General features: G+C 73.6%; 14 protein-coding genes and 1 pseudogene. 6 read left to right on the forward strand and 9 right to left on the reverse strand.

Annotated features, from left to right (window positions below; genetic code table 11):
* Positions 1-97: 97 nt before the first annotated feature.
* A complete protein-coding gene (locus ABTZ91_RS28920) occupies positions 98-682 on the reverse strand; it encodes a GNAT family N-acetyltransferase (RefSeq protein WP_352080162.1) in 585 nt (194 codons plus the stop codon).
* Between the two features lie 252 nt (positions 683-934).
* On the opposite strand from ABTZ91_RS28920, the gene secA reads away from it, so the two are divergent.
* Entirely contained in the window at positions 935-3,745 is a 2,811-nt protein-coding gene (gene secA, locus ABTZ91_RS28925) for a preprotein translocase subunit SecA (protein ID WP_352080163.1), read from the forward strand.
* Positions 3,746-4,708: 963 nt separating this feature from the next.
* Here secA and ABTZ91_RS28930 read toward each other — a convergent pair.
* Positions 4,709-5,119, reverse strand: coding sequence for an Rv3235 family protein (locus ABTZ91_RS28930; protein ID WP_407078050.1), 411 nt, complete (start codon positions 5,117-5,119; stop codon positions 4,709-4,711).
* A gap of 205 nt (positions 5,120-5,324) precedes the next feature.
* Between ABTZ91_RS28930 and ABTZ91_RS28935 the strand changes: the two genes are divergently transcribed.
* Together ABTZ91_RS28935 and ABTZ91_RS28940 are read left to right on the forward strand one after the other, a co-directional pair.
* Entirely contained in the window at positions 5,325-5,831 is a 507-nt protein-coding gene (locus tag ABTZ91_RS28935) for a DUF6912 family protein (RefSeq protein WP_352080164.1), read from the forward strand.
* Positions 5,832-5,854: 23 nt separating this feature from the next.
* Positions 5,855-6,514: an HAD family hydrolase gene (locus tag ABTZ91_RS28940; RefSeq protein ID WP_352080165.1), complete on the forward strand. Its 660-nt coding sequence runs from the start codon at positions 5,855-5,857 to the stop codon at positions 6,512-6,514.
* 111 nt (positions 6,515-6,625) lie between these two features.
* Here the strand turns inward: ABTZ91_RS28940 and ABTZ91_RS28945 are convergent, their stop codons facing one another.
* Positions 6,626-7,183, reverse strand: a complete 558-nt coding sequence (locus ABTZ91_RS28945; protein ID WP_352080166.1) for a DJ-1/PfpI family protein — start codon at positions 7,181-7,183, stop codon at positions 6,626-6,628.
* Positions 7,184-7,567: 384 nt separating this feature from the next.
* On the opposite strand from ABTZ91_RS28945, the gene ABTZ91_RS28950 reads away from it, so the two are divergent.
* Positions 7,568-12,529: an NAD-glutamate dehydrogenase gene (locus ABTZ91_RS28950; protein WP_352080167.1), complete on the forward strand. Its 4,962-nt coding sequence runs from the start codon at positions 7,568-7,570 to the stop codon at positions 12,527-12,529.
* Positions 12,530-12,582: 53 nt separating this feature from the next.
* On the opposite strand, the gene ABTZ91_RS28955 is transcribed toward ABTZ91_RS28950, so the two are convergent.
* The 6 genes and pseudogenes from ABTZ91_RS28955 to ABTZ91_RS28980 form a co-directional block, all read right to left on the reverse strand.
* On the reverse strand, positions 12,583-13,935 hold the full coding sequence (locus tag ABTZ91_RS28955; RefSeq protein ID WP_352080168.1) for a glycosyltransferase 87 family protein: 1,353 nt from the start codon (positions 13,933-13,935) through the stop codon (positions 12,583-12,585).
* 11 nt (positions 13,936-13,946) lie between these two features.
* A pseudogene (locus tag ABTZ91_RS28960) lies at positions 13,947-14,198 on the reverse strand (ABC transporter ATP-binding protein); the annotation flags it as partial.
* Between the two features lie 6 nt (positions 14,199-14,204).
* Complete coding sequence (locus ABTZ91_RS28965; RefSeq protein ID WP_352080169.1) at positions 14,205-15,146, reverse strand: carbohydrate ABC transporter permease; 942 nt, start codon at positions 15,144-15,146, stop codon at positions 14,205-14,207.
* Complete coding sequence (locus ABTZ91_RS28970; protein ID WP_352080218.1) at positions 15,143-16,414, reverse strand: sugar ABC transporter permease; 1,272 nt, start codon at positions 16,412-16,414, stop codon at positions 15,143-15,145. Before ABTZ91_RS28970 ends, ABTZ91_RS28965 begins: the two co-directional genes overlap by 4 nt.
* A 129-nt stretch (positions 16,415-16,543) precedes the next feature.
* Entirely contained in the window at positions 16,544-17,902 is a 1,359-nt protein-coding gene (locus ABTZ91_RS28975; RefSeq protein ID WP_352080170.1) for an ABC transporter substrate-binding protein, read from the reverse strand.
* A gap of 660 nt (positions 17,903-18,562) precedes the next feature.
* Positions 18,563-22,435: an FHA domain-containing protein gene (locus ABTZ91_RS28980; protein WP_352080219.1), complete on the reverse strand. Its 3,873-nt coding sequence runs from the start codon at positions 22,433-22,435 to the stop codon at positions 18,563-18,565.
* Between the two features lie 477 nt (positions 22,436-22,912).
* Between ABTZ91_RS28980 and ABTZ91_RS28985 the strand changes: the two genes are divergently transcribed.
* Together ABTZ91_RS28985 and ABTZ91_RS28990 are read left to right on the forward strand one after the other, a co-directional pair.
* Entirely contained in the window at positions 22,913-24,640 is a 1,728-nt protein-coding gene (locus tag ABTZ91_RS28985) for a protein kinase domain-containing protein (RefSeq protein WP_352080171.1), read from the forward strand.
* A gap of 116 nt (positions 24,641-24,756) precedes the next feature.
* Positions 24,757-25,998 carry a serine/threonine-protein kinase gene (locus ABTZ91_RS28990; RefSeq protein ID WP_352080172.1) on the forward strand — a complete coding sequence of 414 codons (1,242 nt, stop codon included), beginning with the start codon at positions 24,757-24,759 and terminating at the stop codon, positions 25,996-25,998.
* The last annotated feature ends 143 nt before the right edge of the window (positions 25,999-26,141 follow it).

Here is a 26,141-nt window from a genome sequence, read left to right on the forward strand (position 1 = left end):
GGCGACCCGGCCCGGGCTCCTCGGCCCGCCCGGCACCCGGCGCGGGTTCCGGCGCTCGGACCACCCGGCGCAGGCCCCAGTGCCCGGACCACCGCCCTCAGGTCTCCACGCCCGCCTTCGCCGGGAGGTACGGCAGCGGCGAGGGCAGGCCGAGGTCGGAGGGGAGCAGCGAGGCGATCCAGGCGTCGCGGGCCGTGCCCTTGTTGACCAGACCGGCCCGCTCGACGCCCTCCAGGGTGAAGCCGGCCCGCTCGGCCACCGCGCGCGAGGGGACGTTGCCGACCTCGGCGCGCCACAACAGGCGGTGGACGCCGAGCGAGGTGAAGGCCCAGCGGGCCAGCGCGTCGACGGCCTCCGTCATGTAGCCGTGGCCGCGGTGCTCCCTGGCGCTCCAGAAGCCGACCTCCCGTACGCCCTCGCCGCGCGCGTGCAGACCGGCCGCGGCGATCAGCGGCCCGCCCGCCAGCGGCTCGACGGCGAAGGAGTACTCCTTGTCCTCGCGCCAGCCGTCCGGGACGAGCCGGGTGACGAAGAGCTCGGCGTCCGCGCGGGTGTAGGGGGAGGGGACCTGTGTCCAGCGCTGGATGTCGGGGTCCTGGCAGGCGGCGTCGACGGCGTCCACGTCGGCGGCCGTGAAGGGGCGCAGGCGCAGGCGGTCGGTGGTCAGGGTGATGGGCTCCATGACGGAATTGTGGTGACCCGCCCGGGCCGATGCGAACACTTTTCGGGTGGGGCGGCACCTTCCGGCGGCCTCGTGCGTTCTCTGTGTACGGGAGGCGTCACGGGCGCGCGCGGGGCTCCGGCACTGCGGGCCTCCCTTCGCGAGGGCGGTCTCGCTTACGATGGCCGTTGCGGTGGGGACCACCTGCCGTGCCCGTGCCCGAGTCATGACAAGACCCAGTGCCAGGCCCGATCGGCAAGGAGACCAGCCTCAGTGTCCGTCTTCCACAAGCTCATGCGTGCAGGCGAAGGCAAGATCCTGCGCAAACTGCACCGCATCGCGGACCAGGTCAACTCCATCGAAGAGGACTTCGTCAACCTCTCCGACGCCGAGTTGCGGGCGCTCACGGAGGAGTACAAGGAGCGCTACGCCAAGGGCGAGAGCCTCGACGACCTGCTCCCGGAGGCGTTCGCGACCGTCCGCGAGGCGGCCAAGCGCGTGCTGGGCCAGCGCCACTACGACGTGCAGATCATGGGCGGCGCGGCCCTCCACCTCGGCTACGTCGCCGAGATGAAGACCGGTGAGGGCAAGACCCTCGTCGGCACGCTCCCGGCGTATCTGAACGCGCTGTCCGGCAAGGGCGTGCACCTGATCACGGTGAACGACTACCTCGCCGAGCGCGACTCCGAGATGATGGGCCGCGTCCACAAGTTCCTGGGCCTGACCGTCGGCTGCATCCTGGCGAACATGACGCCGGCCCAGCGCCGCGAGCAGTACGCCTGCGACATCACGTACGGCACGAACAACGAGTTCGGCTTCGACTACCTCCGCGACAACATGGCGTGGTCGAAGGACGAGCTCGTCCAGCGCGGCCACAACTTCGCCTGTGTCGACGAGGTCGACTCCATCCTCGTCGACGAGGCCCGTACGCCGCTGATCATCTCCGGCCCCGCGGACCAGGCCACCAAGTGGTACGGCGACTTCGCCAAGCTGGTCACCCGCCTCACGCGCGGTGAGCCGGGCAACCCGCTCAAGGGCATCGAGGAGACCGGCGACTACGAGGTCGACGAGAAGAAGCGGACCGTCGCCATCCACGAGTCCGGCGTCGCCAAGGTCGAGGACTGGCTGGGCATCGACAACCTCTACGAGTCGGTGAACACCCCGCTCGTCGGTTACCTCAACAACGCGATCAAGGCCAAGGAACTCTTCAAGAAGGACAAGGACTACGTCGTCATCGACGGCGAGGTCATGATCGTCGACGAGCACACCGGCCGTATCCTCGCCGGCCGCCGCTACAACGAGGGCATGCACCAGGCGATCGAGGCGAAGGAGGGGGTGCAGATCAAGGACGAGAACCAGACGCTCGCCACGATCACCCTCCAGAACTTCTTCCGCCTCTACGACAAGCTCTCCGGCATGACCGGTACGGCCATGACCGAGGCGGCCGAGTTCCACCAGATCTACAAGCTGGGCGTCGTGCCGATCCCGACGAACAAGCCCATGCAGCGCAAGGACCAGCCGGACCTGATCTACCGGACCGAGGTCGCCAAGTTCGCCGCCGTCGTCGACGACATCGCGGAGAAGCACGAGAAGGGCCAGCCGGTCCTCGTCGGCACCACCTCGGTCGAGAAGTCCGAGTACCTGTCGCAGCAGCTCAGCAAGCGCGGCATCCCGCACGAGGTGCTGAACGCCAAGCACCACGAGCGCGAGGCCGCGATCGTCGCGCAGGCGGGCCGCCGGGGCGCGGTCACCGTCGCGACGAACATGGCCGGCCGCGGTACGGACATCAAGCTCGGCGGCAACCCCGACGACCTCGCCGAGGCCGAGCTGCGGCAGGCGGGCCTGGACCCGGTCGAGCACGTCGAGGAGTGGGCGGCCGCCCTTCCCGGCGCGCTGGAGCGGGCCGAGAAGGCCGTGAAGGCGGAGTTCGAGGAGGTCAAGGAGCTCGGCGGCCTGTACGTCCTGGGCACCGAGCGCCACGAGTCCCGTCGTATCGACAACCAGCTGCGCGGTCGTTCCGGCCGTCAGGGCGACCCGGGCGAGTCCCGCTTCTACCTGTCGTTGGGCGACGACCTGATGCGCCTGTTCAAGGCGCAGATGGTCGAGCGCGTGATGGCGATGGCGAACGTGCCGGACGACGTGCCGATCGAGAACAAGATGGTCACGCGGGCCATCGCGTCCGCGCAGGCGCAGGTCGAGAGCCAGAACTTCGAGACCCGTAAGAACGTCCTGAAGTACGACGAGGTCCTCAACCGGCAGCGCGAGGTCATCTACGGCGAGCGCCGCCGCGTCCTGGAGGGCGAGGACCTGCACGAGCAGATCCGCCACTTCATGGACGACACGATCGACGACTACATCCGCCAGGAGACCGCCGAGGGCTTCGCCGAGGAGTGGGACCTGGACCGGCTGTGGACCGCGTTCAAGCAGCTCTACCCGTGCAAGATCACGATCGAGGAGCTGGAGGAGGCGGCCGGCGACCGGGCCGGCATCACCGCCGAGTTCATCGCCGAGGCGGTCAAGAACGACATCCACGAGCAGTACGACGCGCGCGAGAAGCAGCTCGGCTCCGAGATCATGCGTGAGCTGGAGCGGCGGGTCGTGCTGTCGGTCCTCGACCGCAAGTGGCGCGAGCACCTCTACGAGATGGACTACCTCCAGGAGGGCATCGGCCTGCGCGCGATGGCGCAGAAGGACCCGCTGGTCGAGTACCAGCGCGAGGGCTTCGACATGTTCACCGCGATGATGGAGGGCATCAAGGAGGAGTCCGTCGGCTACCTGTTCAACCTGGAGGTCCAGGTCGAGCAGCAGGTCGAGGAGGTCCCGGTGCAGGACGCGGCCCCCTCCCTCCAGAAGCAGGACGCCGTCCCGGCCGGCGCCGGCCGCCCGGAGATCCGCGCCAAGGGCCTGGACGCGCCGCAGCGCCCGGACCGGCTCCACTTCACCGCGCCGAAGGTCGACGGTGACGGCTCGGTCATCGAGGGCGACTTCACCACGGACGGCGGGGCGGACGCGAGCGACGGCATGACGCGCGCGGAGCGCCGCAAGGCGCAGAAGAACGCGGGTGGGCGTCGCCGCAAGAAGTAAGCGGTGCGCTGAGGGAAGGGCCGGTCGCCTTCGGGCGACCGGCCCTTCCGCGTGGGAGTGGCAGGGACGGATGCCGGGCCCCGTGGTTCATCCGATCGGGTACGCCGAGGGTGTTCGGCGGCGGTGTGCCGGTTTACGGCCGTGGGCTGCGGACCGGACACAGGAGGTGCCCGACGGCCTGCCGATCGGGCACGGCTTTCGGCGGCCTTCGGCCCACGGTGCCGGGCGGCCCGCCGTTCGTCTGACGGGGCGTAGGGGCACGTCCAGGGCTCCGCGGCACGGCGAGGTCCGTGAGCCGCCGTCCGGTGCACGCGCCGCCCGGGCGGCGCGGGCGGGCGGTCTCGGAGCCTTCCCGGGTGGAGCCGCGTGGAGGTCTTGTCCGGGGCGGGCGAGGAAGACCCGTGGGGGCCGACCGGTCGGGGCGGACCGAGGTGGCTGCGGCGTGGGTGCGCTCTCGGACATGCCGCGGGCCCCGTGCGGCCGGGTTGGTCGCACGGGGCCCGAGGGGCCTGCTGGGTGGTGTGGGTGTGCTCAGACGGCACGCAGCGCGCCGGTCGGTCGGTCGTGGGGCGTGGTGCCTGCTCCTGGCGGGGCGGGCCCTCTGGGAGCCGGGTTGCGAGACGGGCGGCTCGTGCGGGGACCTGCTCCTGGCGGCGCGGGCCGTCTGGGAGCACGGCTGCCCGTGGCCGCGCTACGGGCGGCTCAACCGGCCGTGCGACGGCTCACGGGCCCGAGGGCCGGACGCCCAGAAGGCCCGGCGGGCCACCTGGGCTCCCGGGCCGCCTGGGCTCCCGGGCCCCCGGGGCCCCCGGGCGCCCCGGCGCCCTCGCCCTCCGGCGCCCCCCACGCGGCGCCCGGCGTCCTCGGGGGTCCCTGACACCCCGGCGGTCCCCGGAGGCCCGGCGCCCTCGGGAGTCCCCGGCCGCCCCGGCGTGCACCCCGGAGGCCCTCATGGCCCCGCCCCTACCGCTCCCCCGGCAGCCCGTCCAGTTCCACCGCCGCGCAGCGCCAGCGGCGGTCGGGGCCGCGTTCGAGGCGGAAGGCCATGGCGCGGACGCGGTCGCCGGTGGTGATCGTGGCGCAGGCCTCCACGGCGTCGGTGCGGCCCGGGAGGTGGGCGGAGCAGCGGCGGAGGACCGGGCGGGGGCCGGTGGAGCGGAGGGGGGTGGCGGGGGCGAGCTGGACGAGTTGCTCGTAGGCCTCGCCGATGGTGTGGCCGAGCATCCAGTGGACCGGGCGTTCCCCGCTCAGGACGGCGAGGAGGCGCTCGGCGAACATGACGTGCGGCGGCTGGGTCCGCCTCGGGGCGGTTCCGGCGCGGCCGCGCGGGTGGGTGCCGGCCGGGCCGGCAGGGTGGCGGGTGTGCGTGGTCATGCGGGTCCCCGTTCATCGCGATGGGCCACCGGCTACTCGCCGGTAACTTCGACGGGGGATCTTGTACGAGCGCCACTTCCGCCCCGGCAAGAGCTCTGCGTCGCCGAACGTGCACGCAGCGTAATTCGCCTATCAGGGTGACCCGGGCCGGCGAAGCTCTCCGCGCGTATCCTGAGGGCGTCTCCGACTACGAAAGCGGCCAGCCATGCGCGTGTACGTCCCCCTGACCCTCCCCGGTCTCGCACAGGCGCACAAGGCGGGCGAGCTCGGACCAGGGCCGCTCACCGCCTACGCCGTCACTCCCGCGCTGCGCGAGTGGTACGTCTCCGACGACATCGAGGAGCTGGAGTACGCCGCGCTCAGCCGCGCCGCAGCCGCCTCGCTCCGGATGCTCGCGGGTGACCCCGAGGCCGCCCGGCGCAGGGTCGTCGTCGCCGTGGACGTCCCCGACAAGGAGGCCGTCGTCGACCCCGACCGGGGGCTGGACGCGAGCTCCCTCGGCGAGGTCCGGATCGCCTCGGCCGTACCGCTGGCCAAGGCCGCCGCCGTGCACGCCGACGCGGACGACGCCGAGGTGGACGTCTCGGCCGCCGCCGACGCGCTCGGGGCCGCCGACCAGGGCGACGACGACGCGCAGTTCGTCGTCGACGGCGCCGAGGACCACGAGCTGCTCTGGTACGGGGTGCAGGAAATCCCGGCGCTGCTCGGCTGAGCCTGCCGGTACCGTGGCTTCCCATGGGGAAGCACGCGAAGCACCTGGTCTGGGACTGGAACGGCACTCTGCTCGACGACATCGCCGCCGTCATCGGCGCGACCAACGCCGCCTTCGCCGAACTGGGGCTCGAACCGATCACCCTGGAGCGGTACCGCGAGCTCTACACCGTGCCGGTGCCCAAGTTCTACGAGCGGCTGATGGGGCGGCTGCCCACCGACGAGGAATGGATCGTCATGGACGACGCCTTCCACCGGCACTACTGGGTCAGGGCCGAGGTCTGCGGGCTCACCGCCGGCGCCGCGGAGCTGCTCGCCGCGCGGCAGGCGTCCGGGTTCACTCAGTCGCTGCTCTCGCTCGCGCCCCACGAGGAGCTCGTTCCGCTGGTGCGGAGGCACGGGATCCACGACCGGTTCGTACGGGTCGACGGGCGGACCGACCGTTCCACGGACGGCAAGTCCGGGCACATGGTGCGGCACCTGCTGGCGCTGGGCGACGTGCCGGCCGAGCGGATCGTCGTCATCGGCGACGCGGCGGACGACGCCCGCGCGGCGGCGCACGTGGGCGCCAAGGCGGTGCTCTACACCGGCGGCTCGCACAGCCGGCGCAGCCTCCAGGCGGCGGGCGTCCCCGTCGTCGACTCCCTCGAAGAGGCCGTCGCCGTCGCCGAGGAGCTGGTCTAGCGGTCGGCGGTCGGCGGTCGGCGGTCACCCCGAGGGCGCCCGACACCCGGCTCGCCCCGCCCCCGCCGCCCCCTTCCCGCTTCCCGCCCCCGGATCCGAGTCCCCCGGATCTCAGTCCCCCGTCTCCCTCAGCACCTTCAGGAACTCCCGCATCCACATCGGGTGGTCCGGCCACGCCCGCGACGAGACCAGGCGGCCGTCCACCACCGCCGCCGTGTCCCGGAACGTGGCGCCCGCGGCCTGCATGTCGAGTTCCAGGGCGGGGTAGGCGGTGACCCGGCGGCCCTCCAGGCTTCCCACGGCCGCCGTCAGGAGGGGGCCGTGACAGATCTGGGCGACCGGCTTGTCGGCGTCGAAGAACGACTTGAGGATCTTGCGGAGCTCCGGGTCGTTGCGCAGGTACTCGGGCGCCCGGCCGCCCGGGATGACCACGGCCGCGTAGGAACCCGGGTCGACCTCCGAGAAGGCCAGGTCGGCCGGCCAGGTGTAGCCGGGCTTCTCGGTGTACGTGTCGTAGCCCGGTTCGAAGTCGTGGACCACGAACCGCAGCCGCTTGCGGGCCGGGGCCGCGATGTCGACCTCGTACCCCTCTTCGAGCAGTCGCTGGTACGGGTACAGCACCTCCAGCGACTCCGCCGCGTCCCCGGTCACGATCAAGATCTTCGCCATGGCGCCTCCCGGACTCCCGGATCCGTCGGATCCCCTGATGTGGGTGTGCCCGGTAACCCTTCGTCGCTGTCCACACTGTCAAACTTCGCGCCCCGCTTTTGTACACATAAGGCTCATGACGGCCGGGGGGTCAACAGCGATAGGCTTTTCTCGTGATCAGCGCGATACGCCGAGGGGGCAGCGCAGCCCCCGGCATCCGCCCGGTCCGCGACAGCGGCCGGGCCGAGGGTGCGTTCGCCGATCCCCTGGGTCGGGTGGCCGAGAACCACCTGGACATCTCTCATCGCGGCATAACGTCGACTCCGACCGGTACCACCGCGTCGTGGCGTTGTGTCCTTTCTTCCACCGACGTCACGCAATGGCGCGCGACAGGAGTCAGAGGACATGCAGACCAAGCTGGACGAAGCCAAGGCCGAGCTGCTCGATCGGGCCGCCCGGGTAGCTGAGAACAGCCCGGTCGGGGGGCGACTTCCGACAGGGCCGGAGAACGGGAAGCGTCCGGACCACGCGAGCGTGCTCGACTACCTCCAGCGCTACTACCTGCACACCGCGCCCGAGGACCTCACCGACCGCGACCCCGTCGACGTGTTCGGCGCCGCCCTCTCGCACTTCCGCCTCGCGGAGAACCGTCCGCAGGGCACCGCCAACGTCCGCGTCCACACCCCGACGGTGGAGGAGAACGGCTGGACCTGCAGCCACTCCGTCGTCGAGGTGGTCACCGACGACATGCCCTTCCTCGTCGACTCCGTCACCAACGAGCTGTCCCGCCAGGGCCGCGGCATCCACGTCGTGATCCACCCGCAGGTCCTCGTCCGCCGTGACGTGACCGGCCGGCTCATCGAGGTCATCTCCAAGCAGCTGCCCAAGGACGCCCTGCCGCACGACGCGCTCACCGAGTCCTGGATCCACGTCGAGATCGACCGCGAGACCGACAAGGCCGACCTCAAGCAGATCACCAACGACCTGCTGCGCGTCCTGTCCGACGTCCGCGAGGCCGTCGAGGACTGGGAGAAGATGCGCGACGCCGCGCTGCGCATCGCCGAGGGCCTGCCCGACGAGCCCACCGCCTCCGACCTGCGGCCCACCGAGGTCGAGGAGGCCCGCGAGCTGCTGCGCTGGCTCGCGGACGACCACTTCACCTTCCTCGGCTACCGCGAGTACGAGCTGGTCAACGGCGACGCGCTGGCCGCCGTCCCCGGCACCGGCCTCGGCATCCTGCGCTCCGACCCGCACCACAGCGGCGAGGACCACCACGCGCACCCCGTCTCGCCGTCCTTCAACCGGCTGCCCGCCGACGCCCGCGCCAAGGCGCGCGAGCACAAGCTGCTCATCCTGACGAAGGCCAACAGCCGCGCGACCGTGCACCGCCCCTCGTACCTCGACTACGTGGGCGTGAAGAAGTTCGACGCCGACGGCAACGTCATCGGCGAGCGCCGCTTCCTCGGCCTGTTCTCCTCGGCCGCGTACACCGAGTCCGTCCGCCGCGTCCCGGTCGTCAAGCGCAAGGTCCAGGAGGTCCTGGACGGCGCCGGCTTCTCGCCCAGCAGCCACGACGGCCGCGACCTGCTCCAGATCCTGGAGACCTACCCGCGCGACGAGCTGTTCCAGACCCCGGTCGACCAGCTCCAGGCCATCGTCACCAGCGTCCTGTACCTCCAGGAGCGGCGGCGGCTGCGCCTCTACCTGCGCCAGGACGAGTACGGCCGCTACTACTCGGCCCTCGTCTACCTGCCGCGCGACCGCTACACCACCCGCGTCCGGCTGCGGATCATCGACATCCTCAAGGAGGAGCTGAACGGCACCAGCGTCGACTTCACGGCCTGGAACACCGAGTCGGTCCTCTCCCGCCTCCACTTCGTCATCCGCGTCGAGCCCGGCACCACGCTCAGCAAGCTGACCGACGCCGACGTCGACCGCATCGAGTCCCGGCTCGCCGACGCCGCCCGCTCCTGGTCCGACGGCTTCTCCGAGGCCCTCAACGCCGAGCTGGGCGAGGAGCGCGCCGCCGAGCTGCTGCGCCGCTACGGCAACGCCTTCCCCGAGGGCTACAAGGCCGACCACTCCCCGCGCGCCGCCGTCTCCGACCTCGTCCACCTGGACGCCCTGGCCGACAGCGACAAGGACTTCGCGCTCTCCCTGTACGAGCCGGTCGGCTCCGGCACCGGCGAGCGCCGCTTCAAGATCTACAAGACCGGCGACCAGATCTCGCTGTCCGCCGTCCTGCCGGTCCTCAACCGGCTCGGCGTCGAGGTCACCGACGAGCGCCCGTACGAGCTGCGCTGCGCCGACCGCACGCACGCCTGGATCTACGACTTCGGCCTGCGGATGCCGCAGACGACGGGCAACGGCGGCGACTACCTCGGCGACGACGCCCGCGAGCGCTTCCAGGAGGCCTTCGCCGCCACCTGGAACGGCGAGGCCGAGAACGACAACTTCAACTCCCTCGTCCTGTCCGCCGGGCTCACCTGGCGCGAGGCGATGGTGCTGCGCGCCTACGCCAAGTACCTGCGCCAGGCCGGTTCGACCTTCAGCCAGGACTACATGGAGGACACCCTCCGCAACAACGTCCACACCACCCGGCTGCTGGTCTCCCTCTTCGAGGCCCGGATGGCCCCGGAGCGCCAGCGTGCCGGCACCGAGCTGATCGACGGCCTCATGGAGGAGCTGGACGGCGCCCTCGACCAGGTCGCCTCCCTCGACGAGGACCGCATCCTGCGTTCCTTCCTCACCGTCATCAAGGCGACGCTGCGGACCAACTTCTTCCAGAAGTCCGCGGACGGCAAGCCGCACTCCTACGTGTCGATGAAGTTCGACCCGCAGGCCATCCCCGACCTGCCGGCCCCGCGCCCCGCCTTCGAGATCTGGGTGTACTCGCCCCGCGTCGAGGGCGTCCACCTGCGCTTCGGCAAGGTCGCCCGAGGCGGCCTGCGCTGGTCCGACCGGCGCGAGGACTTCCGTACCGAGATCCTCGGCCTGGTCAAGGCGCAGATGGTGAAGAACACCGTCATCGTGCCGGTCGGCGCCAAGGGCGGCTTCGTCGCCAAGCAGCTCCCGGACCCGTCCGTGGACCGGGACGCCTGGATGGCCGAGGGCATCGCCTCGTACAAGACCTTCATCTCGGCGCTCCTCGACATCACCGACAACCTGGTCGGCGGCGAGGTCGTGCCGCCGGTCGACGTGGTCCGCCACGACGAGGACGACACCTACCTCGTCGTCGCCGCCGACAAGGGCACCGCGACCTTCTCCGACATCGCCAACGGCGTCGCGGAGTCGTACGGCTTCTGGCTCGGCGACGCCTTCGCCTCCGGCGGCTCGGCCGGCTACGACCACAAGGGCATGGGCATCACCGCCCGCGGCGCCTGGGAGTCCGTCAAGCGGCACTTCCGCGAGCTCGGCCACGACACCCAGACCGAGGACTTCACCGTCGTCGGCGTCGGCGACATGTCCGGCGACGTCTTCGGCAACGGCATGCTGCTCTCCGAGCACATCCGCCTCGTCGCCGCCTTCGACCACCGGCACATCTTCGTCGACCCGAACCCGGACGCGGCCGTCTCCTACGCCGAGCGCCGCCGCCTCTTCGAGCTGCCCCGCTCGTCCTGGGCCGACTACGACACCGCGCTCCTCTCGCCCGGCGGCGGCGTCCACCCCCGGACCGCCAAGTCGATCCCGGTCAACGCGCACATGCGGGCCGCCCTCGGCATCGAGGACGGGATCACCAAGATGACCCCGGCCGAGCTGATGAAGGCGATCCTGCAGGCGCCCGTCGACCTGCTGTGGAACGGCGGCATCGGCACGTACGTGAAGTCCTCCGTCGAGTCCAACGCGGACGTCGGCGACAAGGCCAACGACGCCATCCGCGTCGACGGCCAGAACGTGCGCGCCAAGGTCATCGGCGAGGGCGGCAACCTCGGCGCCACCCAGCTGGGCCGCATCGAGTTCGCCCGCTCCGGCGGACCCGACGGCGAGGGCGGCAAGGTCAACACCGACGCCATCGACAACAGCGCCGGTGTCGACACCTCCGACCACGAGGTCAACATCAAGATCCTGCTGAACGGTCTCGTCGCCGAGGGCGACATGACCGTCAAGCAGCGCAACAAGATCCTCGCCGAGATGACCGACGAGGTCGGCGCGCTCGTGCTGCGCAACAACTACGCGCAGAACACCGCCCTGGCCAACGCGGTCGCCCAGTCGCCGTCCCTGCTCCACGCCCACCAGCGCTTCATGCGCCGCCTGGGCCGCGACGGCGCGCTCGACCGCTCGCTGGAGTTCCTGCCCAACGACCGGCAGATCCGCGAGCTGCTCAACGCCGGCAAGGGCCTGACCCAGCCGGAGCTCGCCGTCCTCCTCGCGTACACCAAGATCACGGTGGCCGACGAGCTGATCGGTACGGAGCTGCCCGACGACCCGCACCTGCGCGGGCTGCTGCACGCCTACTTCCCGACGCTGCTGCGCGAGAAGTTCCCCGAGACCATCGACCACCACCCGCTGCGCCGGGAGATCATCACCACGGTCCTGGTCAACGACACCGTCAACACCGGTGGCTCGACCTTCCTGCACCGTCTGCGCGAGGAGACGGGCGCGTCGATCGAGGAGATCGTCCGCGCGCAGGCCGCCGCCCGCGCGATCTTCCGCCTGAGCGAGGTCTGGGACGCGGTCGAGGCGCTGGACAACAAGGTCCCGGCCGACATCCAGACCCGGATGCGCCTGCACTCGCGCCGCCTGGTCGAGCGCGGCACCCGCTGGCTGCTCAACAACCGGCCGCAGCCGCTCCGGATCGGCGAGACCATCGAGTTCTTCTCGGAGCGGGTGGAGCAGGTCTGGGAGAAGCTGCCGCAGCTGCTGCGCGGCGCGGACCTGGAGTGGTACGAGTCGATCTTCGAGGAGCTGACCGGGGCCGGCGTCCCGGAGGAGCTGGCGCTGCGCGTGGCCGGCTTCTCCTCCGCCTTCCCGACGCTCGACGTCGTCGCGATCGCGGACCGCGTGGGCAAGGACGCGCTGGCGGTCGCCGAGGTCTACTACGACCTGGCGGACCGGCTGCGGATCACCGACCTCATGGACCGCATCATCGAGCTGCCACGCAACGACCGCTGGCAGTCCATGGCCCGCGCCTCCATCCGTGAGGACCTGTTCGCGGCGCACGCCGCGCTCACCGCGGACGTCCTCGCGGCCGGGAACGGCACCTCCACGCCGGAGGAGCGGTTCAAGGCGTGGGAGCAGAAGAACGCGGCGATCCTGGGCCGGGCGCGCACCACCCTGGAGGAGATCCAGGGCTCGGACGCCTTCGACCTGGCGAACCTGTCGGTGGCCATGCGGACGATGCGCACGCTGCTCCGTACGCACAGCTGATCGGTTTCAGCAAAGGGAGGGCCCCCGCCGGTACGGACCGGCGGGGGCCCTTTTTATGCCGTCGCGACCGACGAGGTCCACAGGCGGCGGGCGGCCAGCAGCGCCGCGGCGAGCAGCAGCCCGTTGCGCAGCACCATGACGCCGAGGCCCTGCCAGGTGCCGGCGACGACGTCCGGATAGAGGACCGGGTACGCGAGCGAGCTCAGGGCGGCCGCGGGCAGGAGCAGCAGGGCGACCGGGCGCATCACCGTGCGGCGGGAGGTGAGGCAGACGGCGGCCAGGCCGAGCAGCCAGATCATGTACTGGGGGCTGATCACCCGGCTGGTGACGGTGAACAGCAGGACGGCGGCGAGGGCGGCGTCGGGCGGGGTGGCTTCGGTCCAGTCGCGGGCCCGCATCCGCCACAGCAGCAGCCAGATGAAGGCGAGGGCGGTGAGCAGCAGGGCGAGGTGGCCGATGGTGGAGACGTACGGGCCGATGTACTCGAAGGCGCCGTAGCGGAACCGTACGGTGCCGGGCCAGCCGCCGAGGGCCTTGGCGAGGGCCAGCCCGGTGCCGCCGAGGGACTCGATCTGGATGCCCCGGTCGCCCTGCTGGCGCAGGAAGCCGAGGGACTCGGAGAACAGCGTCCCGAGGGTGAGCAGCAGGGCCACGGCGGTGACGGCGGCGGAGGTCCAGGCCGCGCGGGTGGTGCGGCCGCGCGGGGTGCCGATGAGGGCGAGGGCCGGCCAGACCTTCACCAGGGCGCCGAGTCCGGCCAGCGCGCCGCCGATCCAGTGGGCGGCGGGAGAGCGGGCCTTGAGGGCGAGCAGGGCGAGGACGGCGAGGGCGGTGGTCTGGACGTCGTAGCGGGCGAGCGGGAGGTGCAGGAGCAGCGGGAGGCCGAGCACCCAGTACCAGGCGCCGTGGGTGAGGCGGACGCTGTCGGCGCGGGCGAGGGCGGCGGCGACGGCCAGGTCGGCGAGCAGGGTGAGGAGCACGAAGCCCTGGAAGTAGGTGAGCCAGGGCAGGATCCCGGGCGACATGATGACCAGGCCGGCGCCCGGGGGGTACTGCCAGGTGACGTCGCCGGGCGGGAAGGTGCCCTGCGCGAACTGGCCGTACCAGTGCCGGTAGAGGGAGTGGACCTCGCCGGCGACTCCGCCGATGCCGAGGTTGTCGCGGTACAGCAGGAGCAGCATCCCGGCGCGGGTGACCAGCCAGACGACGGCGAGGGCGAGCAGCGGGCCGCGGCCCACGGTCACGAAGGTGGCGGAGGTGAAGGTCTCCGACTCGAAGGGGGAGCGGGTGAGGGACGGCGGCGGCGCCCCGGCGCGCGCGGGGGCGCCCGCACCGGGGCCCGGCGCGGGGCCGGGGCCGGGCGCCGGGCCGGGGGCGGCGTCGTGCGGAGTGGGCTCGGAAGTCATCCCTCCGCACTTTAGTCAGATATGTCCCGTTTCTTCCCGGTCTTGACGGCCGACCGGGTGCCGAGGGTGTACTCCTCGTACACCGCCACGACCGCGTCCGCCGGCCCGTCGCTCCACAGGGTCCCCGCCTCCAGCCACAGGGCGCGGTCGCAGGTCTCGGTGATGGTGGAGTTCGAGTGGCTGACCAGGAAGACCGTCCCGGCCTCGGCGCGCAGCTCGTCGATCCGCTGCCGGCTGCGGAGCCGGAAGGCGGCGTCGCCGGTGCGGCGCTACTTCACCGCGCCCGCCATCACCCCGGACACGAACTGCCGCTGGAAGGCGAAGAAGACGAGCAGCGGGATCACCATCGACACGAACGCGCCCGGCGCGAGCACGTCGACGTTGTTGCCGAACTGCCGGACCTGCTGCTGGAGCGCCACCGTGATCGGGGGCGACTGGGCGTCCGCGAAGATCAGTGCCACCAGCATGTCGTTCCACACCCACAGGAACTGGAAGATCCCCAGCGAGGCCAGCGCCGGGCCGCCCAGTGGCAGCACCACGCGCGCGAAGAGGCGGATCTCGCCCGCCCCGTCGAGCCGGGCCGCCTCCAGGAGCTCCCGGGGGATCTCCGCGAAGAAGTTCCGCAGCAGGAAGATCGCGAACGGCAGGCCGAAGGCCGTGTGGAACAGCACCACGCCCAGCGTCGTCTCGAAGATCCCGACCGCGCCGAACAGCTGCGACACCGGTACGAGCGCCACCTGTACGGGCACCACGAGCAGCCCCACGACCAGCAGGAACCACCAGTCCCGGCCGGGGAAGTCCAGCCACGCGAAGGCGTAGCCGGCGAAGGCGCCGATGACCACGACGAGGAGCGTGGCCGGCACGGTGATCAGGATCGTGGAGACGAGCGAGTCGGTGATCGCCCCGTCGGACAGGAGCGCCCGGTAGTTCTCCGTGGTCAGCTCGGCCGGGGCCGCGAAGACCCGCCACCAGCCGTCGGTGGCGATCGCGGACGGGGAGCGGAGGGACGAGATCAGCAGCCCGACCGTCGGCATCAGCCAGAACAGGCCGACGAGGACGAGGACGACACGCACGGCACCGGACGCCGTCCGGGCGGCGATGCGGGACGCGATTCCGGGCTTGGGCCCGGGCGTGGCCCCGGATGTGGTCCCGGGCCTGGTCGTCCGGGACGCGATCCCGGGCGTGGTCGTCCGGGAGGCCGGGCGGCTCATCGGCGGGACTCCCTTCGGGTACGGCGGACGCGGCGGATGTTGACCGCCATCACCGGCAGGACGAGCAGCAGGAGCAGCACCGCGATGGCCGAGCCGACCCCCAGGTCCGCGTCGGTGCCGAAGGACGAGCGGTACAGCTGGAGCGCGAGCACGTTCGCGTCGTCCTGGGCCGAGCCCGGGGCGATGATGAAGACCAGGTCGAAGACCTTCAGGACGTTGATCATCAGGGTGACGAGGACGACGCCGAGGACCGGCGCGAGCAGCGGCACCGTGATCCTGCGGAACACCTGCCACTCGTTCGCCCCGTCGACCCGCGCCGCTTCGAGAAGTTCGCGCGGCAGCCCGGCGAGCCCGGCGGCGATGAGGACCATCGCGAATCCGGCCCACATCCACACGTAACTGCCGATGATCGCGGGCGTGACGAGCGAGGGACCCAGCCAGGACACGCCGTTGTACTGCTCGCGGAAGTTGCTCTCCGGCAACCGCAGGACCGCCCCGTCCGCGGCGGCCGGAAGCGTGAAGGTGCCGTCGGCGGCGGCCGTGGCGCGCGCGACCACCGCGCCGTCCTTCACCGCCTCGATCCGCAGGCCCTTCAGTCCGAGCTCCTTGGCGTCGACGACGTTGGGCTTCCCGCCGCCGCCCCGGGTGAAGTCCAGCCACGCGGTGCCGCTGATGCCCTCGCCCTCGGGCGCGGCGGTACGCGCGGGGCGGGCGTCCCCGGGCATCTGCGCCGGCGCGACCCCGACCAGCGGCAGCAGGGCGACCTCTCCCGTACGGACCGGGGACTTGGTGACGTACGCCCCGCCGCCCGCCGCCTTCAGCGGGTGCACGGGCAGCGGCCGGGCGCGCGGGAAGACGGACGACTCGGCGAAGGTGTCGTGCACGCCGACCCAGACGGCGTTGGCGACCCCGCGGTCCGGGTCCTGCTCGTACACCAGCCGGAAGATGATGCCCGCGGCGAGCATCGAGATCGCCATCGGCATGAAGACGACCAGCTTGAACGCCGTTCCCCAGCACACCCGTTCGGTCAGCACCGCGAAGACCAGACCGAGGGCCGTCGCCACGGTGGGAGCGACGACCACCCAGATCAGGTTGTTGCGGACGGCGGTGCGCAGGGACTCGTCCGTGAAGAGGGTGACGTAGTTGTCCAGGCCGGCGAAGGAGTCACCGGTCTTGTCGAAGAAGGAGCGCTGCACCGAGTACCCGATCGGGTAGACGACGAGCGCGCCGAGCAGGACGAGGGCGGGCAGGAGGAAGGCCGCGGCGATGAGGGTGGTGCGGCGGCTGTCGCCCCGGCCACCGCTTCGGCCGGTGCCCCGGCCGGAGCGCGCCTCGCGGGCGGGGCGGGCGCCGCCGCCGGTGTGGGTCGCGGTGGTGCTCTGCGCGCGGGCCACCGGTCAGTCCTTGTACGCCTTGGCGGCGTCCGCCTCCAGCCTGAGCTGGATCGCCCGCACGTCCTTCGGGTTCTTCAGGAAGTCCTGGAGCGCCTTCCACTCACCCTTGCCGGGCGTTCCGCCGAACGACTGCGGCATCTGGTCCGACATGTCGAAGCGGAAGTCGTCACCCGCGCCGATCAGGGACGTGGCGATCTCCCGCTGGACGTCGTTCGGGTACGCGGCCGGGTCGAGCGCCTTGTTGGGGGAGAGGAAGCCGCCCTCGGCCGCCCAGATCCGCGCCGCGTCGGGCGAGGCGAGGAAGGTCAGCAGCGCCTGCGCGCCCTTGGAGTCCTTCAGCGCCACGGCCGCGTCGCCGCCGGTCACCACCGGGGCGGTGCCGGTGTCCCCGACGGCGGGGAAGGGGAACACCTTCGCGTCCGTACCGATCTTCGCGCCGGTCTCCGCGATGTTGATCGCCGAGAAGTCGCCCTCGAAGACCATCGCCGCCTTGGCCTGGTCGCCGCCGGTGAAGGTCTGGGTGACCGACACCGGGAACTCCGTCTGCAGCGCGCCGTTCGTGCCGCCCGCCAGCAGATTCGGCTTGCCGAACAGCTCACCGAGGGTGTTCAGGGCCTGCGTGACCGAGGGATCGGTCCACTTCAGCTCGTGCCGGGCCAGCCGGTCGTACTTCTCCGGGCCCGCCTGGGAGAGATAGACGTTCTCGAACCAGTCCGTGAGCGTCCAGCCGTCCGCGCCGCCGACCGAGACGGGGGTGACACCGGAGTTGGAGATCGTCTCGGCGGTGGCCAGGAACTCCTTCCAGGTCTTCGGCTCGCTCGCGCCCGCGTTGTCGAAGGCGGCGGTGTTGTACCAGATCAGGGACTTGTTGGCGGCCTTGAAGTACACGCCGTACGGCGTGCCGTCGACCGCGCCGAGATCCTGCCAGCCCTTGGAGTAGTTCTTGGCCAGCTGCGCCTTCGCCTCCGGGCCCAGCGGCTTGATCCACTTCTGCGCCACCGCCTGGTGGATCGCACCGACCTGCGGCAGCATCGCCACGTCCGGCGGGGAACCGCCGGCGATCTTCGTGCCCAGGAAGTTCACGATCGGGTCCTGCGCCGGCACGAAGGTGACGGTCGCGCCCGTGCGCTTCTCGAACTCCTTCAGGACCTTGGTGAAGTTCTGCTGCTCGGGCCCGGTCCAGACGGCGGCGACCTCGATCTTCTCGCCCTTGAGCGACGGCAGGGAAAGCCCCGAACCGCCACTGGGCGTGCCGGCGCCGGGCTTCGTGCCTCCGCCGCCGTCCCCGTCGCCGCACGCCACCGCCGTCAGGGCGGCGAGCGCCGCCACGCCGATCAGTCGAAGAGTTCTGCCGTTACGCATCCGAACCCCGCTTCTCCCGCGTCTTCCGGTCCCGTGCGCTCAGGTCTACGCCGGGCGCCCGGGGCTCGCAATACCGCCTCCGGTGTCAAGTGGTGGATCGTGATCGGCTCGTGACGTGACGTCAGGGGATCGGGGAGGCGGGGTGAGGGTGTCGTGCGGGGGAGTGCCCGGGGTGGCGTGGCGGGGTCAGGGGCGGGTACGGGAGGGGGTTCGGTGACGGGAGGGGCTGGGGGGTTGGGGGGTGGGGCTTGGGGCCTCAGGGCTTTGGGGCTGGGGGTGGAGGGGTCGGGTTCGGGCAGCGGCGCGGTGGGGCTCGGGGCTCGGGTGACGGTGCGATGGCGCGGCGCGGCTCGGCTCGGCTCGGGCTTGGGACGGGGCTCGGGGCTCGGGTGACGGTGCGGTGGCGCGGGCAGGGGCTTGCGGAGGTGGGCCGGGTCCCATGGCTCGGGTCCCGTGGCCCGGGTGGCGCGGGCAGGGGCCCCTGGCCGGGCGCCGGGCTGCTCGGGGTGGCCCTGCGGCCCGTGCCCGGCACGGTCTCTGGAGGAGCCGGGCTGCCCGCGTGGCTGCCCCGCGCCCGGCGCCCGGGCGCGGTCTCGGACGGGCCGGCCCGTCAGGCATCGGCGCCCCGGCGCCCGGGGCGCCCCAGGCCGGGCCCGGCCCTCAGGCGTGTGTCGGCGAGGTCAGGGGCGGTACGGGCGTGGCTTCCACGGAGCGGGCGGCCCGGTCGAGCGCGCTCGCGAGCAGGGCCAGGTCCGTCGGGCCGTTGCCCAGCTCGCGGACCGGGCGGCGGGTGGGCGGGTCGCCCATCCGCTCCCACTCCAGCGGGACGACCGTCGGACGCAGGGTGGCCGTGCGCGGGATGCGCCCGGTGACCCGGCCGGCCTGGAACGGCGTCACCCGACCGTCCGGATGCCCGAGGCGTCCGCGCCCCGGCTGCGGCCCCTCCGGGCCGGGCACGGCCGGCGGCGCGTCCAGCACGATCCGCAGCCGCGCACCGTGCGCCAGCTCCGTGTCCGCCGTGCGGTCCGGCCGCGCCGAGGTCGCGACCAGGTGCACCCCGAGCCGCGCCCCGTGCCGGGCGACCGCCTCAAGGGCCCGCACCACGGACCCGGCCGCCGGCCGCCCCGGGGCGCCGAGCGGGGGCGCGACCAGCGCGTCGAAGTCGTCCACGAGCACGACGAGCCGCGGCAGCGCCCCGGCCCCCTCGGCCGGCGGCCCGCTCCGGGCCCCCGGGACCCGCGGCACGGCACGGTGGCCGAGCTCGCCGGTGTCCGGCACATCGCCCCGGTCGCCGTCGGCGCGGCCCGAGTCGGCGCGCAGAGTGCGGCTGCTGGGCCGCTCCGCGAGCGGGTCGGAGCCCGGCGGCGGCGTGCTGCGGTACGAGGGCCCGCCGGTCGGGTCGTACACGGCACCGGCCGGGGTGCGATAGGTGCGCCCGCTGGGCCGGTCGCCGAGGAGGTCGGAGCCGGGCGGCGGGGTGCGGTCGGCCGCTGGGGTGGCGGCGGGTCGGTGGGCGCGGCCGCTGGGCCGGTCGCCGAGCACGTCGGAGCCGGGCGCGGGGGTGCGATCGGCGAGGGGTGTGGCCGCCGGTCTCGGCAGCCGTCCGCTGGGGGTGTCGCCCACGGAGCCGTCGGCCGCCACGCGCAGGGTGCGCCCACTGGGGCGGTCGCCGAGCACGTCGGAGCCGGGCGCGGGGGTGCGATCGGCCGGCCCAGGGGCGGCGGCGGGTCGGTGGGCGCGGCCGCTCGGCCGGTCGCCGAGCAGGTCCGAGCCGGGTGGCGGGGTGCGGTCGCCGCGGGCCCGGGAGTCGTGAACGGAGTCCGGGCCGGACGGCGTCCCGGTCCCGGGCCAGGAGCCGGAGTCCGGGCCGGACGGGGTTCCGGTTCCGGGCCAGGAGCCGGAGTCAGGGCCGGACGGCGTCCCGGTCCCGGGCCAGGAACCGGCGCCGCCGCCCGTAGCCGCACCCGCGCCCGCGCCCGTACCCCTCCCCGTGTCCACGGCCGTACCGGCGGACGGTCGGGGTGCGCGGACGCTGCCGGCACCGGTCAGGTCGGCCGGGATCCGGGCGCTGGTGCGGGCGGGGGCCGGCAGGGTCTCGGCGGCGCTGGCGGTGCGCTGGCCGATGAGGCGGCCCGAGCGGCGGTCGGCGAAGTGCGTGTCGCCCAGGAGCTCGGCGCGGCGCTTCAGCTCGGCGCCCAGGGCCTGGGCGAACTCCCGCATCCGTACCGGATCGGAGGCGACCAGGTGTTCGGTGACGTGCGGCAGCTCCGTACAGGCGGCGAGGCCCTCGCCGCGCTCGCCGCCCGCGCCGTCGACCAGGAGCAGGCCGAGCCGGTCGGGGCGGCCGCCGGCCGCGAGGGAGGCGGCGACGGAGCGCAGCAGCTCGGTGCGTCCGCTGCCCGGCGGGCCCTCGATCAGCAGGTGCGGGCCCTCCTTCGTGAGGTCGACCGCGACCGGCCCGCGCGGTCCGGCGCCCAGGACGGCCGTGCCGTCGGAGGAGGAGGCCCAGCGGGCCATCAGGGACGCGGGCGTGGCCCGGGCCAGGCCCAGCTCGTCGAGGAGCCGGGCCGACGGGGGGAGTGCCGCGGCGGCCCGGCCCTGACCGGCGCCGCCGGCCGTGTCCGTCCGCAAGGGGGCGAGGGCCCGCCCGAACCGGTCGGCCCACGCCACCGACACCGCGTCCACCACACCGACGGTGCCGTGTCCCGCGGCCCGGCCGCCGACCGTCCGCAGCAGCCGCAGCGCGGTCGCCACGTCGCCGCTGAGCAGGGCGGCGGCCCCGCACTCGCGGAAGGCGAAGGAGGCCGCGCACGCCTCCTCGTAGGTCGCCGCCACGGGTGAGGCGGGGGAGGCGGCGGGGGCCTCCGCCAGGCAGATCAGATGGATGCCGGCCGCGGCGCCCGCACCGGCGAGCCGGGCCGCCGTCTCGCGCAGCGCGGCCGAGCCCGGGTCGCCGTCGAGGACCACGACCGTCGTGGGCCCCTCGTGGCGCGCGGCGGCCTCGGCGATCGCCGCCCGGTCGGCGCTGGCCCAGCCGGGGCCGAGCGGGCCGTCGTCGAGGCGGCGGGTGAGCTCGGTCAGCCGGGCTTGCGCCTGGTCGCGGTCGTAGGCGAGGAGCAGCCGGCAGTCCTGGCCGTGTGCCGGGCGCACGTGCGGGAGCCAGCCGAGCCAGCCCCAGGCCCGGCGCCGCTCGTCGAGCGGGCGGTTCCGGTCGGCGCTGACCAGCACGATCTCCAGGTCGCCGGGGGAGTGCAGGGCGGCGAGCTGGGCCACCACCGAGCGCGCGAGGCCGCCCAGGCGCGGCGCGGGCCCGGCGAGGCCGAGGGAGCCGGCCTCGCGCAGTCCGACGGTGACGGGCACCCCGGACAGCTCGGCCCGGTCGGTGGTGCCGAGCCGGACGACCAGGGCCTCGGGGTGGTCCGGGCCCCGCTCCCACAGGCGCGGGCCGGGGCCGAGCGCGGTGAGGAGGACGGCGGCGGGGTCGGGCCAGGTGTCGGGGGAGGGGCCGGCGCCGGGCGCCGGGTCGGGCCGTGCGCCCGGGAAGGCCGGTACCGGGGCGACGCCGTACTCGGCGGACGCCGCCTCCTCCCGGCCGCCGGCGATCCGCCGGGCCCAGGCGCCGAGTCCGCGTCGGCGGTTCTGCCGGGTCCTGCTGTGGGCCTCGATCTCGCCCTCGGTCTCGCCGGGCTCCTCCGCGCGCGCGTGCCCGTCCGCGGCGGCCAGGGCCCCGTGGGCCGCGGCGTGGGTGGCGTCCGAGGAGCGCGGCGTCTCGTAGGGCGGCGCATACGCCCCGGGCGCCGGGCCCGGCTCGATGCCGGTGTCCCCGCCGTGGCCCGCGCCGCCGCCCTCGCCGTCCGCGGCGGGGCGGGTCACGCGCAGATGGCCCTCGCCGTCGGGCGCGGTGGCGAGCGCCTGGCCGGATCCGCCCGGCCCGGCGGCAGGTCCGGCGCCCGGGCCGGTCAGGCGCAGGGCGGACTCGCCGACCCGCAGCAGGGAGCCGGGCGGGAAGCGGACGGGCCGCGGGCCGACGGGGGCGCCGTCGAGGGTCGTCCCGTTCGTGGAGCCCTGGTCGGTGACCGTGACGCGGCCGTCGGTGCCCACCGTCACCGTGCAGTGGGAGCGGGAGACGTCCGGGTCGTCGAGCGGCACGTCCGCGTCGGCGGAGCGGCCGATCCTGATCGCGCCGCCGTGCAGCAGGTGCACACCGCCCGCGTCGGGGCCGGCGACCACATGGAGCCGGGCCGGGGCGTCCTCGCCGCCGCCGTCGTCCGCGCCGGGCACCTGGAGGGAGAGCACGGCCCCGTCGACCAGGGGCGGCTCGCCGAGCAGGCAGCGGCGCGTGTCGAGCCGCTCGCCACCCGCGTACAGCACGGTGGTCCCGGAGGAGGAGGTGTCGGGGCCGGAGACGGCCGCGGCGAGCGAGGAGGCCACGGCGGCCAGCTCGGTCCCCGCGGGTGCGGTGACGAGCACGTCGCAGGCGCGCCCGATGCCGTGGCCGGCGTGCGGCGCGAGGACGGTCAGCCGGATCTGCATCGCCGTCAGCGGTCCCTTCTGCGCGCCGCGCCGGGCAGGGGAATCGCCCACTTCTCCCCCCACCCGGCACGGACGCGTCGTCCGGTACAGGTCGGCACGGTGCGGGGGCTCCCGACCTCCGACACGACGTGCTGGAGGCATCCTCGCACCTGCCACTGACAACCCGCCCACGGGTCGCCCAGAAGTGATCTTGTTCGGTCGTCTCTCGACGTGAAAACGCCTGGTTACGTATGTCTCGCGTCGCTTCCGGCAACCTCGGCCGCGCGGTCCGCGTCTCCTTTTCGGACACGAGGAGTGTCGAAATCGGCCGATCGGGAGACGGCCGGTGACCCGTTCGGCGGCACTAAAGTGGGTCGGACACCCGGACGGGCCACAGAACACAACGGTCACAGAGCAAAACGGGTCACAGAACACACAGGAACCCCGGGGACCCTCCACGTACCACCCCAGGACCACGATCAGCAGGGAGCGCGTGACGTGCGGCCTATCGGCAGCAAGTACCTGCTCGAGGAGCCGCTCGGCCGCGGCGCCACGGGCACCGTCTGGCGAGCCCGCCAGAGGGAGACGGCCGGCGCCGAGGCGGCCGTGCCCGGCCAGCCCGGCGAGACCGTCGCGATCAAGGTCCTCAAGGAGGAGCTCGCCAACGACGCGGACATCGTGATGCGCTTCCTGCGCGAGCGCTCCGTGCTCCTGCGGCTCACCCACCCCAACATCGTGCGTACGCGCGACCTCGTCGTGGAGGGCGACGTCCTCGCCCTGGTCATGGACCTCGTCGAGGGTCCCGACCTGCACCGCTACATCCGCGAGAACGGCCCGCTCACCCCGGTCGCCGCCGCGCTGCTCACCGCGCAGATCGCCGACGCCCTCGCCGCGAGCCACGCCGACGGCGTCGTGCACCGCGACCTCAAGCCGGCCAACGTGCTGCTCGCCGAGCGGGACGGCGCCATGTTCCCGATGCTCACCGACTTCGGCATCGCGCGCCTGGCCGACTCCCCGGGCCTGACCCGCACCCACGAGTTCGTCGGCACGCCCGCGTACGTGGCGCCCGAGTCCGCCGAGGGCCGCCCGCAGACCTCCGCCGTCGACATCTACGGCGCCGGCATCCTGCTCTACGAGCTGGTCACCGGCCGGCCCCCGTTTGCCGGCGGCACCGCCCTGGAGGTGCTCCACCGGCACCTGAGCGAGGACCCGCGCCGCCCCTCGACCGTGCCCGGCCCGCTGTGGACGGTGATAGAGCGTTGCCTCAGCAAGGACCCGGACCGCCGGCCGAGCGCCGAGAACCTGGCCCGCGCCCTGCGCACGGTCGCCGCCGGCATCGGCGTGCACGCCAGTCCCGCCCAGATCGAGGCCGCCGAGGGCGTCGGCGCCCTGCTCGCCCCCGACCCGGCCCCGGCGCCCGTCCCGGACACCCCCGGCGTCGACCCGGCCGGCGCCACCCAGGTGCTGCCCAGCACCTCCGGCGCCCCCGAGCCCCCGCAGTACGACCCGGCCGCGGCCACCAGCGTGATGCCGACCAGCGGCCCGGCGGGCGCCTCCGACCCGACCTCCGTGCTCCCCGCCACGGGGGCCGCCGACCCGACCGCGGTCATGCCCCCCGTACCGGAGAACCCGCCGGCCGAGCAGCCGCACCCCTGGCAGACCCAGCTGCGCGCGGCCCGCGACCGCAACGAGCAGACGCAGGTGCAGTACCTGGACCCGAGCCAGGACCCCCTGCGCCGCCGTCCGCAGCGCCAGCCGCAGCCGCAGCAGTACCCGCAGCGCCCGCCGCAGGCCCCGCCGCCGCACCAGCCCCAGCCGTACCAGCAGCAGCACCAGCCGCAGCCGTACCAGCAGCAGCCCCCGCAGCGGCAGCACTACGCGCCCCAGCCGCCGCAGCCGCCGCAGCAGCAGTACGCGCCCCCGCAGCCGCCCCCGCAGGCCCCGGCGCCCGCCCCCGTACCGCGTGAACCGCGGCCGCCGCGGCAGCGCAGCGCCAACCCGATGCGCATCCCGGGCCTCGGCTGCCTCAAGGGCTGCCTGTTCACGGTCCTGCTGTTCGTGATCGCCGGCTGGCTCGTCTGGGAGCTCACCCCGCTCCAGGACTGGGTCGCCCAGGGCAAGGGCTACTGGGAGGCGATCGGCGACGGGATCTCCTCGTTCACCGGCTGGGTCTCCGACCTCATCGACAGCACGAACACGGGTGCTACCGGCGGTACGGGCCAGTAGCGCACGGCCACGGCATCGATTTGTCGACTTCCGAGGGGTGATTTCCCCTCGGAAGTGCCGGTCGGCACCTTCGGACGCGTAACTTTGACGCGAACCGCAGCGCTGAGGGAGCAGTCTTGGCACGGAATATCGGCAGCCGCTACACGGCCCACCAGATCCTCGGGCGGGGCAGCGCCGGCACGGTGTGGCTCGGCGAGGGCCCCGAGGGCCCCGTCGCCATCAAGCTGCTGCGCGAGGACCTCGCCGCCGACCAGGAACTCGTCGGCCGCTTCGTCCAGGAGCGCACCGCCCTGCTCGGGCTCGACCACCCGCACGTCGTCTCCGTCCGCGACCTCGTCGTCGACGGCAACGACCTCGCCCTCGTCATGGACCTCGTCCGCGGCACCGACCTGCGCACCCGCCTCGACCGCGAGCGCCGGCTCGCCCCCGAGGCCGCCGTCGCGATCATCGCCGACGTCGCCGACGGCCTCGCCGTCGCCCACAAGGCCGGTGTCGTCCACCGCGACGTCAAACCCGAGAACATCCTCCTCGACATGGAGGGGCCGCTCGGCCCCGGCGGCGCCCACCCCGCCCTGCTCACCGACTTCGGCGTCGCCAAGCTCATCGACACCCCCGGCCGCACCAAGGCCACCCGCATCATCGGCACCCCCGACTACCTCGCCCCCGAGATCGTCGAGGGCCTGCCGCCCCGCGCCGCCGTCGACATCTACGCGCTCGCGACCGTCCTGTACGAGCTGCTCGCCGGCTTCACCCCGTTCGGCGGCGGCCACCCCGGCGCCGTCCTGCGCCGCCACGTCACCGAGACCGTCGTCCCGCTGCCCGGCATCCCCGAGGAGCTGTGGCAGCTCGTCGTCCAGTGCCTCGCCAAGGCCCCCGCCTCCCGGCTGCGCGCCTCGGAGCTCGCGACCCGGCTGCGGGACGTGCTGCCGACGCTCAAGGGCATCCCGCCGCTCGACGTGGACGAGCCGGACGCGGACCCGGCGGCGGAACCCTCGTACGAGGAGGACCCCTACCCCACTGCCACGGGCACGGGCTCGCCCGCCCCGCGCCGCGCCGCCGTCCCGCTCGTCCCCGGCGCCTCCCCCGACTCCAACCGGGACACCCACACCTCCATGCGGGTCCCCGGCCCCGACGAGCTCTCCGGCGGCCCGCTCGGCACCGCCCGCGCCCCGCGCCCGGCGGGCGCCCGCCGCCCCGGCTCGGCCCGCCACAAGGCCGGCGCCGTCCGCAAGCGCCGGATCACGCTCACCGTCGCGGCGGTCGTGATCGCGGGCGCGCTGGGCGCGGGCGGCTACCTGGCGACGTCCGGGGACGGGGACGGCCCGCCGCAGGACTCGAAGACGTCGTCCCAGCCGTAGGCGGCCCGGGCCGCCGCGCCCGTACCTCGGGGCACCGGCCCGGTCCCGGCCCCCGCCCGTGTCCGGCGCCGCTTGACACCGCCCGGCGCCGGATCGTCGCCGTCGGGCGGGATCGCAGGTCCGGGTCCTTGCCCGGAGCCGTT

The sequence above is a fragment of the Streptomyces sp. NPDC126499 genome (genome assembly GCF_040302485.1).
In the GTDB taxonomy this organism is placed as follows: domain Bacteria; phylum Actinomycetota; class Actinomycetes; order Streptomycetales; family Streptomycetaceae; genus Streptomyces.

Coding starts and splice junctions, on each gene's coding strand:
- ABTZ91_RS28935 (WP_352080164.1), top strand. CDS start 5,325: ATGCGCGTGTACGTCCCCCTGACCCTCCCCGGTCTCGCACAGGCGCAC.
- ABTZ91_RS28955 (WP_352080168.1), bottom strand. CDS start 13,935: ATGACTTCCGAGCCCACTCCGCACGACGCCGCCCCCGGCCCGGCGCCC.
- ABTZ91_RS28975 (WP_352080170.1), bottom strand. CDS start 17,902: ATGCGTAACGGCAGAACTCTTCGACTGATCGGCGTGGCGGCGCTCGCC.
- ABTZ91_RS28920 (WP_352080162.1), bottom strand. CDS start 682: ATGGAGCCCATCACCCTGACCACCGACCGCCTGCGCCTGCGCCCCTTC.
- ABTZ91_RS28945 (WP_352080166.1), bottom strand. CDS start 7,183: ATGGCGAAGATCTTGATCGTGACCGGGGACGCGGCGGAGTCGCTGGAG.
- ABTZ91_RS28980 (WP_352080219.1), bottom strand. CDS start 22,435: ATGCAGATCCGGCTGACCGTCCTCGCGCCGCACGCCGGCCACGGCATC.
- ABTZ91_RS28940 (WP_352080165.1), top strand. CDS start 5,855: ATGGGGAAGCACGCGAAGCACCTGGTCTGGGACTGGAACGGCACTCTG.
- ABTZ91_RS28930 (WP_407078050.1), bottom strand. CDS start 5,119: ATGACCACGCACACCCGCCACCCTGCCGGCCCGGCCGGCACCCACCCG.
- ABTZ91_RS28965 (WP_352080169.1), bottom strand. CDS start 15,146: ATGAGCCGCCCGGCCTCCCGGACGACCACGCCCGGGATCGCGTCCCGG.
- ABTZ91_RS28950 (WP_352080167.1), top strand. CDS start 7,568: ATGCAGACCAAGCTGGACGAAGCCAAGGCCGAGCTGCTCGATCGGGCC.